Source organism: Phaeobacter sp. S60 (assembly GCF_000826845.1).
Taxonomy (GTDB): Bacteria; Pseudomonadota; Alphaproteobacteria; order Rhodobacterales; family Rhodobacteraceae; genus Phaeobacter; species Phaeobacter piscinae.
Genome location: NZ_JSWJ01000007.1, coordinates 1 through 17,114, shown reverse-complemented (window position 1 = coordinate 17,114; position 17,114 = coordinate 1). Strand labels below are relative to the sequence as shown.

The 17,114-nt window shown below is 59.4% G+C and carries 18 protein-coding genes; 16 read left to right on the top strand and 2 right to left on the bottom strand.

All coding sequences use genetic code 11. The features are described from left to right. Nucleotides 1-320: 320 nt before the first annotated feature. The 10 genes from OO25_RS07520 to OO25_RS07475 all read left to right on the top strand — a co-directional run bounded on the left by OO25_RS07520 (nt 321) and on the right by OO25_RS07475 (nt 9,916). Complete coding sequence (locus OO25_RS07520; protein WP_040179366.1) at nt 321-1,469, top strand: muconate/chloromuconate family cycloisomerase; 1,149 nt, start codon at nt 321-323, stop codon at nt 1,467-1,469. Nucleotides 1,470-1,535: 66 nt separating this feature from the next. After that, complete coding sequence (benA, locus tag OO25_RS07515) at nt 1,536-2,924, top strand: benzoate 1,2-dioxygenase large subunit (protein WP_040179364.1); 1,389 nt, start codon at nt 1,536-1,538, stop codon at nt 2,922-2,924. Between the two features lie 12 nt (nt 2,925-2,936). Next, on the top strand, nt 2,937-3,461 hold the full coding sequence (gene benB, locus OO25_RS07510) for a benzoate 1,2-dioxygenase small subunit (RefSeq protein WP_040179363.1): 525 nt from the start codon (nt 2,937-2,939) through the stop codon (nt 3,459-3,461). 73 nt (nt 3,462-3,534) lie between these two features. Continuing rightward, a complete protein-coding gene (benC, locus tag OO25_RS07505) occupies nt 3,535-4,557 on the top strand; it encodes a benzoate 1,2-dioxygenase electron transfer component BenC (RefSeq protein WP_040179361.1) in 1,023 nt (340 codons plus the stop codon). Continuing rightward, nucleotides 4,554-5,333 carry a benzoate diol dehydrogenase BenD gene (benD, locus tag OO25_RS07500; RefSeq protein ID WP_040179360.1) on the top strand — a complete coding sequence of 260 codons (780 nt, stop codon included), beginning with the start codon at nt 4,554-4,556 and terminating at the stop codon, nt 5,331-5,333. Before benC ends, benD begins: the two co-directional genes overlap by 4 nt. A 41-nt stretch (nt 5,334-5,374) precedes the next feature. Further along, on the top strand, nt 5,375-6,550 hold the full coding sequence (locus OO25_RS07495) for an ABC transporter substrate-binding protein (RefSeq protein WP_040179358.1): 1,176 nt from the start codon (nt 5,375-5,377) through the stop codon (nt 6,548-6,550). A 60-nt stretch (nt 6,551-6,610) separates the two neighbouring features. Beyond that, entirely contained in the window at nt 6,611-7,480 is an 870-nt protein-coding gene (locus OO25_RS07490; RefSeq protein WP_040179356.1) for a branched-chain amino acid ABC transporter permease, read from the top strand. 4 nt (nt 7,481-7,484) lie between these two features. Further along, nucleotides 7,485-8,489, top strand: coding sequence for a branched-chain amino acid ABC transporter permease (locus OO25_RS07485; RefSeq protein WP_040179355.1), 1,005 nt, complete (start codon nt 7,485-7,487; stop codon nt 8,487-8,489). Then, nucleotides 8,482-9,225: an ABC transporter ATP-binding protein gene (locus tag OO25_RS07480; protein ID WP_040179354.1), complete on the top strand. Its 744-nt coding sequence runs from the start codon at nt 8,482-8,484 to the stop codon at nt 9,223-9,225. Before OO25_RS07485 ends, OO25_RS07480 begins: the two co-directional genes overlap by 8 nt. Next, the gene (locus OO25_RS07475) at nt 9,218-9,916 is read left to right on the top strand and encodes an ABC transporter ATP-binding protein (RefSeq protein WP_040179352.1); all 699 of its coding nucleotides are present in this window, start codon (nt 9,218-9,220) and stop codon (nt 9,914-9,916) included. The genes OO25_RS07480 and OO25_RS07475 overlap by 8 nt, the downstream gene beginning before the upstream one ends. A gap of 33 nt (nt 9,917-9,949) precedes the next feature. Here OO25_RS07475 and OO25_RS07470 read toward each other — a convergent pair whose 3' ends face one another. Both OO25_RS07470 and OO25_RS07465 read right to left on the bottom strand, forming a co-directional pair. Further along, on the bottom strand, nt 9,950-10,852 hold the full coding sequence (locus OO25_RS07470; RefSeq protein WP_040179349.1) for a LysR family transcriptional regulator: 903 nt from the start codon (nt 10,850-10,852) through the stop codon (nt 9,950-9,952). 100 nt (nt 10,853-10,952) lie between these two features. Then, nucleotides 10,953-11,828, bottom strand: coding sequence for a dioxygenase (locus OO25_RS07465; protein ID WP_040179347.1), 876 nt, complete (start codon nt 11,826-11,828; stop codon nt 10,953-10,955). A gap of 265 nt (nt 11,829-12,093) precedes the next feature. Here OO25_RS07465 and OO25_RS07460 point away from each other — a divergent pair, with 265 nt between their 5' ends. From OO25_RS07460 to OO25_RS07430, 6 genes are all read left to right on the top strand, one after another. Beyond that, nucleotides 12,094-12,474, top strand: coding sequence for a hypothetical protein (locus OO25_RS07460; RefSeq protein ID WP_040179435.1), 381 nt, complete (start codon nt 12,094-12,096; stop codon nt 12,472-12,474). After that, nucleotides 12,471-13,328 carry an alpha/beta fold hydrolase gene (locus OO25_RS07455; RefSeq protein ID WP_040179345.1) on the top strand — a complete coding sequence of 286 codons (858 nt, stop codon included), beginning with the start codon at nt 12,471-12,473 and terminating at the stop codon, nt 13,326-13,328. Before OO25_RS07460 ends, OO25_RS07455 begins: the two co-directional genes overlap by 4 nt. A gap of 232 nt (nt 13,329-13,560) precedes the next feature. After that, nucleotides 13,561-14,421 carry a 3-keto-5-aminohexanoate cleavage protein gene (locus tag OO25_RS07445; protein WP_040179341.1) on the top strand — a complete coding sequence of 287 codons (861 nt, stop codon included), beginning with the start codon at nt 13,561-13,563 and terminating at the stop codon, nt 14,419-14,421. Then, nucleotides 14,418-15,146: a CoA transferase subunit A gene (locus tag OO25_RS07440; RefSeq protein ID WP_040179339.1), complete on the top strand. Its 729-nt coding sequence runs from the start codon at nt 14,418-14,420 to the stop codon at nt 15,144-15,146. Before OO25_RS07445 ends, OO25_RS07440 begins: the two co-directional genes overlap by 4 nt. Next, nucleotides 15,146-15,769, top strand: a complete 624-nt coding sequence (locus OO25_RS07435) for a 3-oxoacid CoA-transferase subunit B (protein WP_040179337.1) — start codon at nt 15,146-15,148, stop codon at nt 15,767-15,769. Before OO25_RS07440 ends, OO25_RS07435 begins: the two co-directional genes overlap by 1 nt. A 170-nt stretch (nt 15,770-15,939) precedes the next feature. Continuing rightward, a complete protein-coding gene (locus OO25_RS07430; protein WP_197540507.1) occupies nt 15,940-16,968 on the top strand; it encodes a benzoate/H(+) symporter BenE family transporter in 1,029 nt (342 codons plus the stop codon). Nucleotides 16,969-17,114 lie beyond the last annotated feature (146 nt).

Sequence of the window (17,114 nt, the reverse complement as noted above, 5' to 3'; positions counted from 1 at the left end):
TTGCATTCGTTCAACTTTTTCAGCCAGCATTGCAGTTGTTGTGGAGCTACTTACCTTGTGCCACCTGCGTTCTAGCAAAAATGCCAACTAGAATTTCACGTGCTGCGGAAGGTTTCTCGGTGAGACCTGTTTCCAGAAAATCTAAATAGCTGTTTTTCAATTGACGGCGAAGAGCGGCCTGAAACCGGGTCTGACCTTCGCTCGGTTTTTACTGTCCCATCTCGCCAGGGTATTATCCAAGACCCTCCCAATCATCGACAGAATCCGGCTCGGGCGGGCAATCTGCATCCATTAGAAACCTGCAGATGTGGTGAGCCCCAGTGACCAAGATTGACCAGATCGAGACCCTGATCCTCGACATTCCCACCATTCGCGGTCACGTGCTTTCGATGGCCACGATGCGTACGCAAACTGCGGTGCTGGTCAGGGTCAAGTTCTCGGACGGCTCCGAAGGCATCGGCGAAGGCACGACGATTGGCGGGCTGAGCTACGGACCGGAAAGCCCTGAAGGCATCCAGTCGGCGATCGAGACTTATATCGCGCCCGGCCTGCTTGGTCGCAACAGCGACGATGTGAATGGTGCAATACAGCTCATCGACAAGTTGGTGAAAGGTAACCGGATCGCCAAGACAGCTGTCGAGATAGCTCTGTGGGACGGGCTGGGCAAGCGCTTGGGCGTGCCGGTGTCGCAACTTTTTGGTGGGGCCGTTCACGAACGTCTACCGGTCGCCTGGACGCTGGCCTCCGGCAATTCCGAGACCGACATCGCCGAAGCCCAGCAGATGATCGAAACCCGCCGCCACAACGTCTTCAAACTGAAGATCGGCAAGCGAGCGGTCCGTGATGACGTGGCCCATGTCGCCCGCATCAAAGAGGCGGTTGGTGATGCAGCCAGCGTGCGCGTTGACATCAACACGGCTTGGTCGTTGCAGGATGCACGTTGGGGTCTGAGGGGGCTGCAAGAGGCGGGCTGCGAACTTGTCGAGCAACCTGTCCCCGCGCGTTATCGCCGGGCAATGGCAGAACTGACGCGTAGCTACGAAATCGCCGTGATGGCTGATGAGGCGCTTAACGGGCCTGAGGATGCTCTCGAAGTGGTAACGGCACAAGCTGCGGACGTCTTCGCCGTAAAGATCGGGCAATCCGGCGGGCTCAAGCGCGCCTCAGAAGTCATAGCCATTGGGCAGGCTGCGGGCCTTGGCCTTTACGGTGGCACCATGCTCGAAACCGGCCTGAGCACCGTTGCGGCATTGCAGTTGTTCTCTACCGTTGATGACTTGGCGTGGGGCACCGAGCTGTTCGGCCCGCTGCTGCTGACCGAGGACATTCTCGCAAATCCGATCGTCTACAGAGATTTCTGCGTCGAAATTCCACACGGCCCGGGCATTGGCGCGACGCTCGACCCCGACAAGATCGATTTCTTCCGCCGAGATGGTCGGCGGAGCATGAAAGCCGTCGCGGGTGAATAGTCCCGCGACACGAACAACAAACCAGCCGATGCATCCATGCTGAGGCAGTCTGGAGGAGGATCACAGATGTTCACCCAATCCAATCTCGACGCATTCGAAGCACGGCTCGACGGCGCCATTCAGGACGACCCGGAAAATGGCGTGTTCCGCTGCCGCCGAGATATTTTCACCGACGAAGAGCTGTTCGAGCTTGAGATCAAGCACATCTTCGAAGGCAACTGGATTTACATGGCGCATGAAAGCCAGATCCCGAACCCGGGCGACTACTTTACTCTGACCATGGGCCGCACGCCTGTCGTCATCACCCGCGATAAAGACGGCGAGCTGCACGCGCTGGTCAACGCCTGTTCGCACCGTGGTGCGCAGCTCTGCCGCTTCAAGCGCCGCAACCAGAAAACCTTCACCTGTCCGTTCCACGGCTGGACATTCTCCAACACTGGCAAGCTCCTGAAGGTCAAGGATCCCAAGGGTGCAGGTTATCCTGAGCAGTTCAACAAGGACGGCTCCCATGACCTGACCAAAGTTGCCCGCTTCGAAAACTACCGTGGCTTCCTGTTCGGCTCCCTCAATGCCGATGTGAAGCCGCTGGAGGAGTACCTCGGCGAAGCACGCAAGATGGTCGACATGATCGTCGATCAGGCTGACGAAGGTCTCGAGGTGCTGCGCGGTTCGTCCACCTACACCTATGACGGCAACTGGAAGCTGCAGGCCGAAAACGGCGCTGACGGTTACCACGTCTCGGCCGTGCACTGGAACTACGTGGCCACGACGGCGCACCGTACCGATGACGGCAAAGAAGACAACATCAAGGCAACCGACGCGTCCAAATGGGCGAAGCAGCGCGGTGGCTTCCACGCCTACGAGAATGGTCACATCCTGCTCTGGACGGAATGGGCCGACCCGACCAACCGCCCCGGCTATCCGCGTCTGGAGGAATGGACGGAGAAGTACGGCAAGACCAAGGCCGAATGGATGGTGGGAGTGCTGCGCAACCTCTGCCTCTATCCAAACGTCTTCCTGATGGACCAGTTCTCCAGCCAGATCCGCGTCTTCCGGCCCGTCTCGGTCGACAAGACCGAGGTCACGATCTACTGCATCGCGCCGAAGGGCGAGAGCCAGGAAGCACGCACCCGACGCATCCGCCAGTACGAGGACTTCTTCAATGCCTCTGGCATGGCGACGCCGGATGATACCGAAGAATTCCGGGCCACACAGCGCGGCTATGCCGGTGCGGCACACGCCAAGTGGAACGACCTGACCCGCGGAGCAACCCAATGGATCGAAGGTCCCGATGAAGACGCCAAGGCCCTTGGCATCAACCCGGTTATGTCCGGTGCGCGCACTGAGGACGAAGGGCTCTTCGTCATCCAGCACAGCAACTGGTCCGAGCGGATGGGAGACGCCATCGCCAAGGAACGCGAAACCGCGCCTCAGGCGTCGGTCGCAGCCGAGTGAGGAGGAAAGAACATGACAACTGCGACTCTTGAACGCCCTGCAACCGATGTGATGAGCTTCGAAGACATCCAGGCCTTTCTCTTCGCGGAGGCCCGCGCTCTGGACGATCGCGACTGGGACACCTGGCTGACATTCTACCACAAGGACTGTCCGTTCTGGATGCCCGCATGGGATGACTTCGACACGCTGACGGAGGATCCGCAGAACGAGATGTCCTTGATGTACTACCCCAACAAGCAGGGCATCGAGGACCGCGTATTCCGGATCAAGACCGACCGGTCGTCGGCGACCTCGCTGCCGGAGCCGCGCACGAACCACTATCTGTCGGGTATCGAAGTGCTGAGCCGCGAAGGTAGCGAAATCAAGCTGCGCTTCAACTGGCAAACGCTGAGCTACCGCTACGCCGAGACCGATACCCACTGGGGCACGTCGTTCTACTCGATCGACACCAGCGGGCCGAAGCCGCTGATCACCGATAAGAAGGTCGTCCTGAAGAACGATCACATCCACCACGTGATCGACGTCTATCACACCTGATCCCCGTTACTCCGGGAGCCTGAAGACCTCCGCGCATCTACGTCTGGGTGCGCGGATAAGGGAGGAGCATGCCATGACGACCTACAACGTTGCCCTGAATTTCGAAGATGGCGTCACACGCGTCATCCAGTGCGATGACGACGAGAAGGTAACCGATGCGGCCTTCCGTCAGAAGATCAACTTGCCGATGGACTGCCGCGATGGCGTCTGCGGCACCTGCAAGTGCTTTGTCGAGAAGGGCGAGTACGAGCTGGAATTCTACATGGACGAGTCGATGAGCGACGAGGAGGCCGAAGAAGGCTACGCGCTCACCTGCCAGATGACCCCAGAAAGCGACTGCGTTGTGCGGGTTCCGGCCTCATCCGCCATCTGCAAGACCGCGCCCGAGGCAGTGGAAGCCGAAGTGCAGGGCGTTGACAAACTTTCCGAGACATCCTTCGGTCTGCGGGTGAATCTGGCCAAGCCAATCAACTTCCTGCCGGGCCAGTATGTGAACCTGACAGTCCCCGGTACGGACAAACACCGGTCCTATTCCTTTTCGTCCGCACCGGGTGCGCAGGAAGCAACATTCCTGATCCGCAACCTGCCCGGCGGTGTCATGAGCACCTATCTTGGCGAGCAGGCGAAGCCCGGCGACGCTCTGACTGCAACCGGTCCGATGGGTGCCTTTTACCTGCGGCCAATCGAGCGCACGCAGGTTTGGCTCGCCGGTGGCACCGGTCTGGCGCCGTTCCTCTCCATGCTGGAACAAGTGGCTGAGCAGGGAGCAGAGCACCCGATCACGCTCTACTATGCCGTGACGCGCGCCGCTGACCTCGTGGAACTGGATCGCGTTAGCGCGCTTGCTGAAAAGATCGGCAACGTCACCGTGATCACCATTCTGGCCGCCGAAGAAGACGCGCATGAGCGCAAGGGGTTCGTGACCGATCACCTCAGCGGCGATGACCTGTCGGGCGGCGATTGCGACGTCTACCTGTGCGGCCCGCCGCCTATGGTCGATGCCGTGCGCGCGCATTTCGGGAAACTGGGCGTCGAGCCCACGAATTTCTACTACGAGAAATTCAACCCCACCGAAGAGAAGGCCGAAGCGGCATGACAGGCCGTTTCGACAACAAGGTGATGGTCGTCACCGGCGCGGCACAAGGTATCGGCCGCCGCGTCGCCGAACGAGCGGCAAGCGAAGGCGCACGGGTTCTGATCGTGGACCGCTCGCCCGCACGCAAAGACGTCGTCGCGGCGATCCGCGAAGCGGGGGGCGAGGTCGAGGCGATCTCGGTTAACCTCGAGACGTGGAGTGGCTGCGACAAGGCCATCGGCAAGGCCGTGGATCTCTGGGGCCGCATCGACATCCTGATCAACAACGTCGGTGGCACGATCTGGGCCAAACCGTTTGAGCATTACGAGCCCAAGCAGATCGACGCAGAAGTGCGCCGTTCGCTGTTCCCGACACTCTACTGCTGCCGCGCCGCCATTGAACGGATGCTACCGCAAGGTAAGGGCACCATCGTCAATGTGTCTTCCATTGCGACCCGCGGACTGAACCGCGTGCCCTACGCAGCAGCGAAGGGCGGCGTGAACGCGCTCACGGCTAGCCTGTCTTGGGAAGTTGCCGAACGCGGGATCCGCGTCGTTGCAACCGCACCGGGCGGAACCGAAGCCCCGCCGCGGGTCGTACCGCGCAACCCCAATGCCGAAGAAGAACAACGCGAAGACTGGTACCAGACCATCGTCGACCAGACGATCCAGTCCTCGTTCATGAAAAGATATGGAACGCTCGACGAGCAGGCAGGTCCCATCCTGTTTCTGGCGTCGGACGAAGCCTCATACATCACCGGTGTCACAGTCCCGGTGGGTGGGGGCGACTTAGGCTAGGCCCTGAGGAGGGGTCGTTAACCAACTGGAGGAGATACAAAATGAAACGCGCAATCCTGGCGGCCCTTGGGTTCGCCACCAGCTTCGCTGTGCCTGCTGTGGCAGAAGAAGAGATCAAGGTGGGCCTTCTGCTCCCGTTCTCGGGTGTATATGCGTCGCTCGGAAATGAAATTGAGACCGGGTTCAACCTCGGTCTGCAACAGTTCGGTTCCGAGACTGGTGCAACCTTTGAGATCGCCCGTGAAGACACCGAGGTGAAGCCGCCTGTCGCACTTGGCAAAGCCAAGAAACTGATCCTACAGGACCAGGTCGATGTCATGGTCGGGATCGTCAGTTCCGGTGTTCTGGGTGCGGTGCGTGACATGGTGCATGGCGCAGGTGTGCCACTGATCGTTGCTAATGCCGGCAATGATGCAGCGACTGGCGGGTCTTGTTCACCCTACATCACGCGGATGTCGTTTTCCAACGGCCAGATCAACCGTCCGATGGGCACCTGGATGGCCGAGCAGGGTGTGAAGAAGGTGTTCACGCTTGCGCCTGACTATGCTGCCGGTCGCCAGATGATCGACGCCTTCACCGAGACCTTCACCGCCGCAGGCGGCGAGATCGTCGGGCAGGAATTCACGCCGTTCCAAAAGACGCAGGACTTCGGTCCCTATCTCGCCCAGGCCAAGGCCAGCGGTGCGGATGCGGTCTACGTTTTCTATGCAGGCGGCGAGGCGATTTCCTTCGTCAAGCAATATGACAGCTTTGGCCTGAAAGCTGACCTTCCCCTTTATGGCTCGGGCTTCCTGACCTCGCCGCTTTATGTGAACGCACAGGGCGAGGCTGCCGAAGGCGTCATCACAGCGCTTCACTACGCGCCGACCATCAACAGCGAGGCGAACGCCGCTTTCGTGGCCGCGTTCACCGAGGAAACCGGCCGCGCGCCGTCGGAATTCGCCGTCCAAGGTTACGATGCGGCTCGCGCGCTGATTGAGGCAACAAAAACCGGCGCAAATGACCGTGCATCTTTGGCGACTGCCCTGCGCCAGGTCAGCTTTGAGGGGCCGCGCGGTCAGCTCTCCATCGACCCCGCAACCAACAACATCATCCAGCCCGTCTATGTCTACGAAACCGTCGCTGGTGAAGGTGGGCTGACGCAGAAGGTCCTAGCTCAGCTTCCCGCGGAAGCCGACGCGACCAATGGCTGCGAGATGGCACCCGACTCCAACTGACCAATCTGTCCCGGCCGCTCGCCTGCGGCCGGGACATAACGTCCGAGGAGGACTTAGCTCATGGCACATGATCTTGGATTCTGGACCCTTCAGGCGCTCAACGCCCTGCAATTGTCCATGCTTCTGTTTCTTCTTTCCATCGGCCTGACGGTCATCTTCGGGCTGATGCACTTCGTGAACCTCGCGCATGGCTCGCTTTATGCTCTTGGCGCGTATTTCGCTGCCTCGCTGGCTGCCGTGGGCGGCTACTGGATGGGGTTCTTTCTGGCGCCCGTGGCGGTCGCCGGGGTGGGGATCCTCCTCTATTCCGGCCTCATAAAGCGCATGCGGAAATCGGGGCCCATGGCACAGGTTCTCGTCACCTTCGGGCTGATCTTTGTCCTGCTCGATCTGACTCGCATCTTCTGGGGAGATCTGGCTCTCGCCATCGACGTACCCACGCTGCTTGGCGGTCGTCTGACCTTCCTTGGTGTCGAGTATCCGACCTACCGGTTGTTCATCATCGTTCTGGGTCTCGCCATCTTCGGCGCACTGGCCTTCGTGCTCAGCCACACCCAGATCGGCGCAATGATCCGTGCCGGTGTCGATAACGATGCCATGGCGGCCTGTCTGGGCATCAATGTGGAACGGCTGTTCTTCATCGTCTTCTGTCTGGGCTGTGCCCTTGCGGGCCTGGCCGGGGCCGTCGCGGCACCGCTTCTCAGTGTGACGCCCGACATGGGTCTGCAGATCCTGATCCCGACTCTGATCGTGATCGTGATCGGTGGTCTCGGCTCCCTCAAGGGCGCCATCGCCGGATCACTGATCTATGGCTTTGTGCAGACTTTCGGTGCGGTTCTGGCCCCGCAACTGGCCTCTGTTCTCATCTACGCGCTTTTGGCTGCGGTCCTTGTGATCAAGCCAGAGGGCCTCTTTCCAGCGAAAGGATAAGACGATGTTTCGCCACAACACTCTTCGTTACACCGCTCTGGTCCTGCTCGCAGCCGGTGCCCTCTTTCAGGCTTTCACGGCTGAATATTTCGGTCTGGAGATCCTGACAGAGATCCTGATCCTTGCCATGCTGGTTCTGGCGCTCGACATCGTTGCGGGCTTCGGTGGCATGGTCTCGCTCTGCCATGGCGCTCTGATGGGGGTCGGGGCCTATGCCTACGCAGTCCTGTCGACCAAGGCGGGGATCGCACTGCCCGTTGCCATGGCGGGCAGTATCGCGCTGACCGGCGCGGCTGCCTGGGTCATCGGCGCCATCGGGTCGCGCAGCCATGGTATCTATTTCATCATGGCGACACTCGCTTTCGGGCAATTGGCCTATTCCTACGTATTCGAGGCGCCGCTCTTTGGCGGCGACGATGGGTTGGGCGGCATATCCCGGCTGGACTTGAGCTTGATTGGCGTCGATCTGAACAACAGTCGCAGCTTTGCTCTCTTCTGTCTGGCCACTCTCGGGGCGGTCTACGGTGCTTCTGTACTGATCCTCCGATCCGGTCTTGGCCGCTCGCTCACCGGTGTCATGCACAATGAGCAGCGGATGCGCGCGCTTGGCCTGACGGTCTGGCGTGTAAAGGCCGATGTGTTCGGACTGTCCGGCATGATCGCAGGCCTCGCCGGTGCGCTAGCCGCACAACACATCATGTACATCTCCCCGGGTCTGCTCAGCTGGACGGTCTCGGGCGAAGCACTGGTTGTGGTGATCCTTGGTGGTCTTGGAACGCTTGTCGGACCGGTGATCGGAGCAGCCGCCTTTGTTGTCCTGAAACATGAACTGAGCTCGGTCACGACCTATTGGCACCTCGTTGTCGGTGTCATCCTGATCGCCGTCGTGATGAGCCGCGCCAATGGCATCTTCGGCTGGATCGAGGCCCGCTGGGGCGGCGTATTCGACCGCCGTCTCGCCGATGCGACCCGCAAACAGGAGCCTGAGGAGGTGTTGACCGATGCTTGAGACACGTAATCTGGACAAAAGTTTTGGCGCCGTTCACGTCACGCGCGATGTGTCGCTAAAGCTGGAACGTGGCGAGCGCCGGGTGATCTTGGGGCCGAACGGGGCGGGCAAGACGACGCTCTTCAACCAGCTTGTCGGCGAGCTGACCCCAGACAGCGGATCGGTGCATCTCGCCGGTGAAGATGTCACAGCACTTCCCGTTGCCAAACGCGCCCGTCGTGGGCTTTCGCGGAGCTACCAGAAGAACACGTTGTTCGATGGTCTGACGGTCGAGGAAAACCTTGGGCTTGCGGCGGCAGTCCACACCGGCAATGCGACGCAGCTTTGGTCGGACAGCCTGGCAAAACCCGAAGTCCGTGAGATCGTGGAGGAGGTGGCAAGCCAGGTGAACCTGATGCCTTTCATCCACGCGAAAGTGTCCGAGATCAGCTATGGCGTGCGTCGCCAGCTTGAAGTCGGTGTGGCGCTGGCCACGCGGCCGCTGGTTCTGCTGATGGACGAACCGACCAGCGGCGTCGGGCCGGAAATGTCGAAAGGCTTTCACGACCTGCTGGCGGGCCTGCCCCGCGACCTGACCATGCTGATCATCGAGCATGACATGGACCTTGCGTTTGACGTGGCCAACACGATCACGGTGCTGAACTACGGCGAAGTGGTCTTTGATGGTCTGCCCGAAGAGGCACGCGGGTCGAGCCTGCTCAAGGAAATCTATCTGGGGAGCTGGGAAGATGCTTGAACTGAACGCAATCGAATCCGGGTACGGCGAAACGCAGGTCCTTTACGGCCTGTCGCTTCAAGCGCAGACGGGCCGGGTTTTGGCCATCCTCGGGCGAAACGGCGCCGGCAAGTCCACGACACTGAAAACGATCATGGGCCTTTTGCCGCTGAAGTCCGGCGAAATCCTGTGGGGTGGTAAGCCGATCGCGGGGCAACCATTTGACATCGCCAAGAGCGGGATCGCCTATGTGCCAGAGACGCGCGATATCTTTCCGTCGCTCAGTGTGCGTGAGAACCTCGAAATCGCGGCCAAGCGGTTTGGCGGGTCGAACCCTGAATGGACGATGGAGCGGGTGTTGGACCTGTTTCCGCGACTAGGAGAGCGCATGGACAACGGCGGCACGCAGCTTTCGGGCGGCGAGCAGCAGATGCTGGCCATCGCGCGGGGACTGCTGATGAACCCAAAGCTGCTGATCCTTGATGAACCGACCGAGGGCCTGGCCCCGATCATCGTCAAACTGATCCACGACAAGCTGCAAGAGCTGAAAGCGGCGGGCCTGTCGATGATCATCGTTGAGCAGAACTTCGGTTTTGCCACGTCGCTTGCCGACGATGTGGTCGTCGTCAGCAAAGGGCAGATCGTCTGGACGGGAGATGCCGAGGCGATCAAGGCCGATGAAGACGCACAGCACACTTGGCTGGGCGTGTGAAATCTGCGTGCAGGGCCAACGCGCTTTGCACCTTCACCCCTTTTTGACAGGGCTCTTTCGCGCGACTTTCTGCGCGATGTTAACGAAATTCTTGACGTGAACGCCCTGTTCATCGAGGCGGTAATTGACCGAGAGTTCAGTTCGCGCGATCTCGGGTTCGATATTGAGAAACTTCATACCCTTGCGCGGCGCATTGGCGACGGATTCTGGGACAATGCACACGCCTTCACCGACCGCAACAAGACTGAGGGCGGTTTGCAGATCCATACACCAGATGCGCAGGGGCGCCTCGAATCCCGCATCCTCAACCGCCTTGAGAACCATGTCGGCATAGCTGGGCCTGGGGCGTTCGGGATAGAGGATCAAATGGTGGGTCATCAGCCGTTCGAGCTTGGCCACTGTCCGAGTTCCCGTATCGACGATGTCAGGTAAGGCGAGGATCAGCTTTTCTTCAACCAAATGCTTTGACAGGAACTCGGGATCCTTCAGGGTTGGGCGCGCAAATACAACGTCCAGTTCCCGTGACACCAGGGACCGGTGCAGTTCGGCGTTGTTCATCGGGATCAGACTTAGGTTCACGTCCGGGTAATTCGCCCGATACGATCTGATGATGTTTGGCAGAATTCCGTATGTGGCAGAGCCGACGAACCCAATCCTGAGTCGTCCTTCCGCCCCTTGTCCCAGCCGACGCACTTCCAGTTGCGTGTCTTCAAGCTCTGCGAGGATTGTCTTGCCGCGCTTCAGCAACCGCTCACCTGCTTGTGTCAGGGTGATCGTGCTCCGGCCCCTGTTGAACAGGATTGCGCCGAGGTCTTCCTCGAGCTGCTTGATCTGACGGCTGAGCGGGGGTTGCGCCATATCGAGGCGTTCTGCGGCGCGCCCGAAATGCAGCTCCTCTGCCACTGCAATGAAATAGGTCAGCTGTTTGAAATTCATTTTCGCCGTCCTCCCAAGAACTTACGATATTCTATACCTCTAAACGAAAAAAAAAAGGCCCCCGTCTTGCGGGGGCCAGTCTTCAGGGAGGTATCGGGGATTACTCGGCGGCGGTCGCCTTTCCGTTGGCGGCCGTCTTGAGGACGAAATCGAACTCGAAGTGCAGGTCGGTGCCCAGGTCGGCGGCAGCCGGTTTGAACTTGCCGATCAGGCTTTCCTTGACCGCAAAGACGCTGTCCTCTTCGAGCCATGCGCTGTCGGCGTCGTAGATTTGGCTGATCAGCGGACGGTAGCCATCCTTCGAGATGATGAAGTGCATGTGGCCCGGGCGGTTCGGGTGGTGGCCCATGAAGCGCAGCAGCTCACCGGCGGTTTCATCGTCCGGGATCGGGTAGGGGACGGGGCGCACGGCGACAAAAGCGTAATGGCCGTTTTCATCGGTCTCGAACCGTCCGCGCAGGTTGTATTCGGGCTGGTCGGGGTCGAGATTTTCGTAGACGCCGTTCGGCGCGTCTTCCCAGACGTCGAGCGTCACACCGGCGATGCCGTTGCCGTTTTCATCCTTGATGTAGCCCTCGAAGTACGCGGTTTCTTCGTTGTCAAAGTGCTTCTGGATTGTCGAACCGCCCTTGGGCAGAACCGGCGGGTTCTCGCGGTAGAACGGGCCCAGAACGGTGGATTCGCTTTCGTTGCCTTCGACGGGATTGGTCATCATGTCGACCAGAACCTCGACGCCAAGGATGTCGCCCAGAAGGATGAACTCCTGCCGGTTGTCATTGCAGAGCTTACCAGCGCGGGCGAGGTAGTCGCAGACGAACAGGAATTCGTTATGCTGCAGTTTCACGTCCTTGATGAATGCGTGCAGGTGTTTGACCAGGCCAGTCGCGAGTTCGCGCTGGCGGTCGGTGATGTCTCCATGCTTACCGAGGCTCGCGATCACGACGTCGGTGATGTTGTGTTGGTTGACGATGCCCATGGGTAGTTCCTCCTCCTGGCAATCTGTAGATCCGGTTACGAGTTGCTTGACTGCCTCTCGTCGCAATACAGACTTTGCCGAGTCCGCAGATTTCCCCAATGCCCACAACGGTATTGCTTGATACCGACGGTAACCCGAGTCCTGTGAACCGGTGTTTTTCCAAAGACCTCAAGGTAGAGTATTGACCCATACCCTTGCCGGTATGGCCGACGGGTTCGCGATCGTGGCAGCTTTTGCTCAACTTATTAACGCATGGGAGGCCAAGGTGATCGACACCTTCACGCACATACAAACACGCCTTGAGGTAACGCCGCATTTGCTGCGCCTCGGCCGGCTGTTTTCCGAAACCGTGCTCATCGAGGTGGGCGGTGACGAATTTTACCTGACTTTCGACAAGGGGCACATCGTATCGGTCGTAGAGGGCCCAAGCCGCAAGACGCCTTGGCGCTTTGCATTGCGGACCGACTCCGAGGCTCTTACCAAATTCTGGCAAGCGCGCCCCGAACCCGGCTTCCATGACATCTTTGGACTGGTGAAGATCGGTCGCGGTCGGGTCGATGGCGACATTCTGAACCTCGTCAAAAACCTGCGCTTCTTCAAGGAAGTGCTGACTCTCGCCCGTGCAAAAGAGGAGTTGGTAGCATGAGCATCGAACCGATCACCGGTCGCTATGTAACTGCCACCATGAGCGGTGCCCCGCGCCGTATCTATTTCGAAGAGGCGGGGCAAGGGCGTCCGGTCATCTGCCTGCACACCGCAGGCGCCGATACCCGCCAGTGGCGTCACCTGATGAATGACGCCGAGATCACCGCATCGTACCGCCTGATCGCCTTCGACATGCCGTGGCACGGCAAATCGCTGCCGCCAGAAGGCTTCGAGACACAGGAATACCTCCTGACGACAGAAGCCTACATCGAAACCGTTCTGGCCGTCGTCGACTGTCTGGGCCTTGATCGCCCAGTCCTTGCTGGCTGCTCGATGGGCGGGCGCATTGCCCTCCAAATCGCGGCGCTTCACCCGGAAAAATTTAGCGGCTTCATTGCGATCGAAGCGTCGGATTTTCAGCCTGCCTGGTACGACATCGACTGGTTCCACAGACCCGATGCCCATGGCGGCGAGATGGGTGCTGCTCTCGTATCCGCCAACATCTCACCCTTTGCGCCCAACTCCGAACGCTGGAACACGCTTTGGATGTTCATGCAAAGCGGTCCGGGCGTTTTCCGCGGCGATCTGAGCTTTTACACCAAGGATGACAGCCTGATCCCGCGCTTGCCAACGATCGATACTGCAAAGACGCCGGTGCACATCATCGTAGGCGCCTATGATTTGACCTGCACGCCCGAGGATGCCGAGCGAACCGCCAACGCCATTCCTGGCGCCACTTTGGCCGTCATGGATGAACTGGGCCACTTTCCGATGAGCGAACACCCTGAGGGCTTCCGCCCGTTCTTCGTGGACGCACTGGAAAAGATGCCAAGCCCGGCGGCGAAAACTACCTGACCGATAACCCCTGCGCAGGAGGAGGAGTCATGTGCACGAACGCGAAAACCCCGTGTCCCGGATGCAAGAAACATGAAAAAGCCGACGCAGACTGGATGTTCTTCACCGATGACGAGCGAAAGGCCACCGAGGCATTGCGCAAGCGTCCGGCACTTTTCGACCGTTCCTTTCTGAAACCTGAACCCGCACATGCTGGCACCCGTCCGGTCGCATCCAACGGAGAAGTACACCCATGACCAATCCCTGCATTATCTGTGTGGCGATCACGGGCAGCCTGCCCACAAAAGCCAACAATCCGGCTGTCCCGATCAGTGTGTCGGAACAAGTAGATTCCACACACGAGGCTTTTGAGGCCGGGGCCACCATCGTGCACGCCCATGTGCGCAACGATGATGAATCTCCGTCTTCAGACCCTGAGAAGTTCGCCGCGCTGAAAGAAGGGATCGAGAAACACTGCCCCGGCATGATCATCCAGTTCTCGACCGGAGGGCGATCAGGCGCGGGTCAGACGCGTGGCGGGATGTTGCCGCTTTCGCCCGACATGGCCTCGCTGTCCGTCGGATCGAACAATTTCCCGACACGTGTTTACGAAAACCCGCCTGATCTGGTGGACTGGCTGGCCAGCGAAATGCTGACCTACAGCGTCAAACCGGAGATCGAAGCCTTCGACCTGAGCCATATCCTGAAAGCCAAGGACATGGCTGACAAAGGTCAGCTTGTGGGCACGCCTTACATCCAGTTCGTGATGGGCGTGAAAAACGCGATGCCGGTCGATCGTGATGTGTTCGACTACTACATCCACACCGTGCGCCGCCTCTTCGGTGAAGACGCTCCATGGTGCGCCGCGGGCATTGGTGCCAACCAGCTCAAACTGAACGAATGGGCTATCGCTGCGGGGGGTCATGCCCGCACCGGTCTGGAAGACAACGTTCGACTTGATCGCGACACGCTCGCTCCCAGCAACGCAGCCTTGGTGCGCCGGGCTGTTGAGATTTGTGAAAGAAACGATCGCTCGGTGGCAACGTGGCAAGAGGCGCGCCGCATTCTTGGACTGCGCTTGTCTGCGAATGCCTCAAAAGGACGCGCATCATGAACAAGGTATACAAAACAGCCGCCGAGGCTCTGGATGGCCTCCTGCATGACGGGATGTTGGTCGCGGCCGGAGGCTTTGGCCTCTGTGGCATTCCGGAACTTTTGATCGACGCCATTATGGCAAGCGGCGTGAAGGACCTGACCGTCGCTTCGAACAATGCGGGCGTCGATGACTTCGGCCTCGGCAAGCTCTTGGCCACCCGCCAGATCAAGAAGATGATGTCGTCCTACGTCGGCGAGAATGCCGAGTTCATGCGCCAGTATCTGAGCGGAGAACTGGAGCTGGAATTTAACCCGCAAGGCACGTTGGCCGAGCGCATGCGCGCTGGCGGGGCAGGCATCCCCGGATTCTACACCCAGACAGGTGTTGGCACCCAGATCGCCGAAGGCAAGGAAGTCAAAGAGTTCAACGGCAAAGAGTACATCCTCGAAGAGGGCATTTTTGCCGACCTGTCGATCGTCAAGGCGTGGAAAGCCGATGACACAGGCAACCTGATTTTCCGGAAGACCGCGCGCAACTTCAATCCGCCCGCCGCCATGTGCGGCAAGGTCTGCGTAGCCGAGGTCGAGGAAATCGTGCCGCGCGGTTCGATCAACCCCGACCATATCCATCTGCCGGGGATCTACGTGCACCGCCTGATACAGGGCGAACACGAAAAGCGGATTGAACAGCGCACAACGCGAGCGCGGTCCGAAGGGGCAACACGCAAGCGGGAGGAAGCATAATGCCCTGGGATCGCAACCGGATGGCGGCACGTGCCGCACAGGAACTCGAAGACGGCATGTATGTGAACCTCGGGATCGGCATCCCGACGCTTGTCGCCAACTACGTCGGCGACAAGGATATCACGCTGCAGTCGGAAAACGGCATGCTCGGCATGGGTCCGTTCCCGTTCGAGGGCGAAGAGGACCCGGACCTGATCAATGCCGGCAAGCAGACGATCACCGAGCTGAACCGAACCTCGTACTTCGACAGCGCCATGTCCTTCGGAATGATCCGCGGCGGCAAGATCGCCGCGGCAGTCTTGGGTGCAATGGAAGTTTCCGAGAAGGGTGACCTCGCAAACTGGATGATCCCGAGAAAGCTCGTGAAGGGTATGGGCGGTGCGATGGACCTCGTTGCCGGTGTTGGCCGTGTTGTGGTGGTGATGGATCACACCAACAAGCATGGTGACAGCAAGCTCTTGAAGGAGTGTACGTTGCCGTTGACTGGCAAAGGCGTGGTCGACAGGATCATCACCAACCTCGGTGTTCTGGACGTGACCCACAAGGGCCTGCACATCGTCGAATGCGCCGATGCTGTCTCCCGCGACGATATCATCAAGGCGACCGAGGCAACGATTGTCTGAAGCATCTAGATATCACGGGCTACGCCTGAATGACATTCCGGCTCCGCAATCGGGGCCGGTTTTCTTGCAGTCCTTGTGTCCTACGCCGGTCCGCTTCTGATCTATCTGAGCGCTGCGGAATCGGTGGGCACCTCGAAGGAGGGTTTTCGTCCTGGGTCTTCGCAATTTCCGTGGCAGCTGGGCTGTCGAGCATCGGGCTCAGCCTGTGGTTCCGTGTTCCGGTCGCGATGGCATGGTCGGCCCCTGGCACGGTCCTTCTGATTTCTCTCGGGACATCCTTGTCACCCGCCGAGATGGTCGGTGCCTATGTCGCTGTGGCAGCGATTCTGGTGCTCATCGGCTTTTCCGGCGTCTTCGAACGGCTTGTACAACTCCTCCCGCCTTCGGTGACCAATGGAATGATGGCTGGCATACTCTTCGGATTCGGCCTAAAGGCCGCCGGAGGATTGGCAACTGATCCTGCCGCAATTGCGCTGCTGATCGTCGTCTTCGCCGTCTGCGCGATGCTCTTTCCCCGTTATTCCATGCTTGTCCTGCTGGCCTCGGCACTGTTGATCAGCGCCGTCTTCTACGATGCATCGGTTGGAACCGTGGGCGTGGTTTTCGCGTCCCTCGAAGTCAGCGGACCGGTCTTTTCAATGGGGGCCATGCTGAGCCTGGCATTGCCTTTGCTCATCACAACACTGAGCGGACAATACCTTCCGGGGATGGCGATCCTAAGGGCCAATGGCTTCCGGATTTCGGCAAATCCGATCCTCATTGTTGGCGGCCTTGTCTCTGTCTTGGCCGCGCTCTTGGGCGGAATAACAACCGCTCTGGCCTCGATCACCGCAGCCTTCTGTGCGGGATCGGATAGCCATGAAGACCCCGACCGCCGTTATGTCGCCGGCATCGCCTGTGGCGTTTTCTTCTGCCTTGGCGGCGTTTTCGCCGGGACCATCGTTGAAGTACTGGTGCTTTTGCCGACGGCGCTTATTGCCCTGCTGGCTGGTCTCGCGCTCTTACAACCTATCCTGAAATTCACCGGTGCGATGCTTGCGTCTGAAGATGCTCAGGCGGGGCTGCTGACGTTCCTGTTCACGGCATCTGGTGTGACCCTGTTCGGAATCGGTTCGGCCTTCTGGGGGGTGGTTATTGGGATCGCCGTCCACTTTCTAGGCAGGTCCGCCGAGTTGTTTTCGGGCAAAACACACACCTGAGAATTTGTGTCAAACGTATAGCCTAAGTGTAAGGTCGCAAGCCTTCTTGCTGTAGGTTACAGGCTTAAGCTTACTCGCTGCGCCAAATGTGTGCAAAGTACGGCTTCAATGATGTAAGTCACCACCCCGGCAAATAGAACTCCGTA

Excerpts from the sequence above, each read along its gene's own strand:
- OO25_RS07435 (WP_040179337.1), top strand. The coding sequence starts at position 15,146 with ATGCCCTGGGATCGCAACCGGATGGCGGCACGTGCCGCACAGGAACTC.
- OO25_RS07495 (WP_040179358.1), top strand. The coding sequence starts at position 5,375 with ATGAAACGCGCAATCCTGGCGGCCCTTGGGTTCGCCACCAGCTTCGCT.
- OO25_RS07485 (WP_040179355.1), top strand. The coding sequence starts at position 7,485 with ATGTTTCGCCACAACACTCTTCGTTACACCGCTCTGGTCCTGCTCGCA.
- OO25_RS07490 (WP_040179356.1), top strand. The coding sequence starts at position 6,611 with ATGGCACATGATCTTGGATTCTGGACCCTTCAGGCGCTCAACGCCCTG.
- OO25_RS07470 (WP_040179349.1), bottom strand. The coding sequence starts at position 10,852 with ATGAATTTCAAACAGCTGACCTATTTCATTGCAGTGGCAGAGGAGCTG.
- benB (WP_040179363.1), top strand. The coding sequence starts at position 2,937 with ATGACAACTGCGACTCTTGAACGCCCTGCAACCGATGTGATGAGCTTC.
- benD (WP_040179360.1), top strand. The coding sequence starts at position 4,554 with ATGACAGGCCGTTTCGACAACAAGGTGATGGTCGTCACCGGCGCGGCA.
- OO25_RS07475 (WP_040179352.1), top strand. The coding sequence starts at position 9,218 with ATGCTTGAACTGAACGCAATCGAATCCGGGTACGGCGAAACGCAGGTC.
- OO25_RS07455 (WP_040179345.1), top strand. The coding sequence starts at position 12,471 with ATGAGCATCGAACCGATCACCGGTCGCTATGTAACTGCCACCATGAGC.
- OO25_RS07440 (WP_040179339.1), top strand. The coding sequence starts at position 14,418 with ATGAACAAGGTATACAAAACAGCCGCCGAGGCTCTGGATGGCCTCCTG.
- OO25_RS07465 (WP_040179347.1), bottom strand. The coding sequence starts at position 11,828 with ATGGGCATCGTCAACCAACACAACATCACCGACGTCGTGATCGCGAGC.
- benC (WP_040179361.1), top strand. The coding sequence starts at position 3,535 with ATGACGACCTACAACGTTGCCCTGAATTTCGAAGATGGCGTCACACGC.
- OO25_RS07480 (WP_040179354.1), top strand. The coding sequence starts at position 8,482 with ATGCTTGAGACACGTAATCTGGACAAAAGTTTTGGCGCCGTTCACGTC.
- OO25_RS07445 (WP_040179341.1), top strand. The coding sequence starts at position 13,561 with ATGACCAATCCCTGCATTATCTGTGTGGCGATCACGGGCAGCCTGCCC.
- benA (WP_040179364.1), top strand. The coding sequence starts at position 1,536 with ATGTTCACCCAATCCAATCTCGACGCATTCGAAGCACGGCTCGACGGC.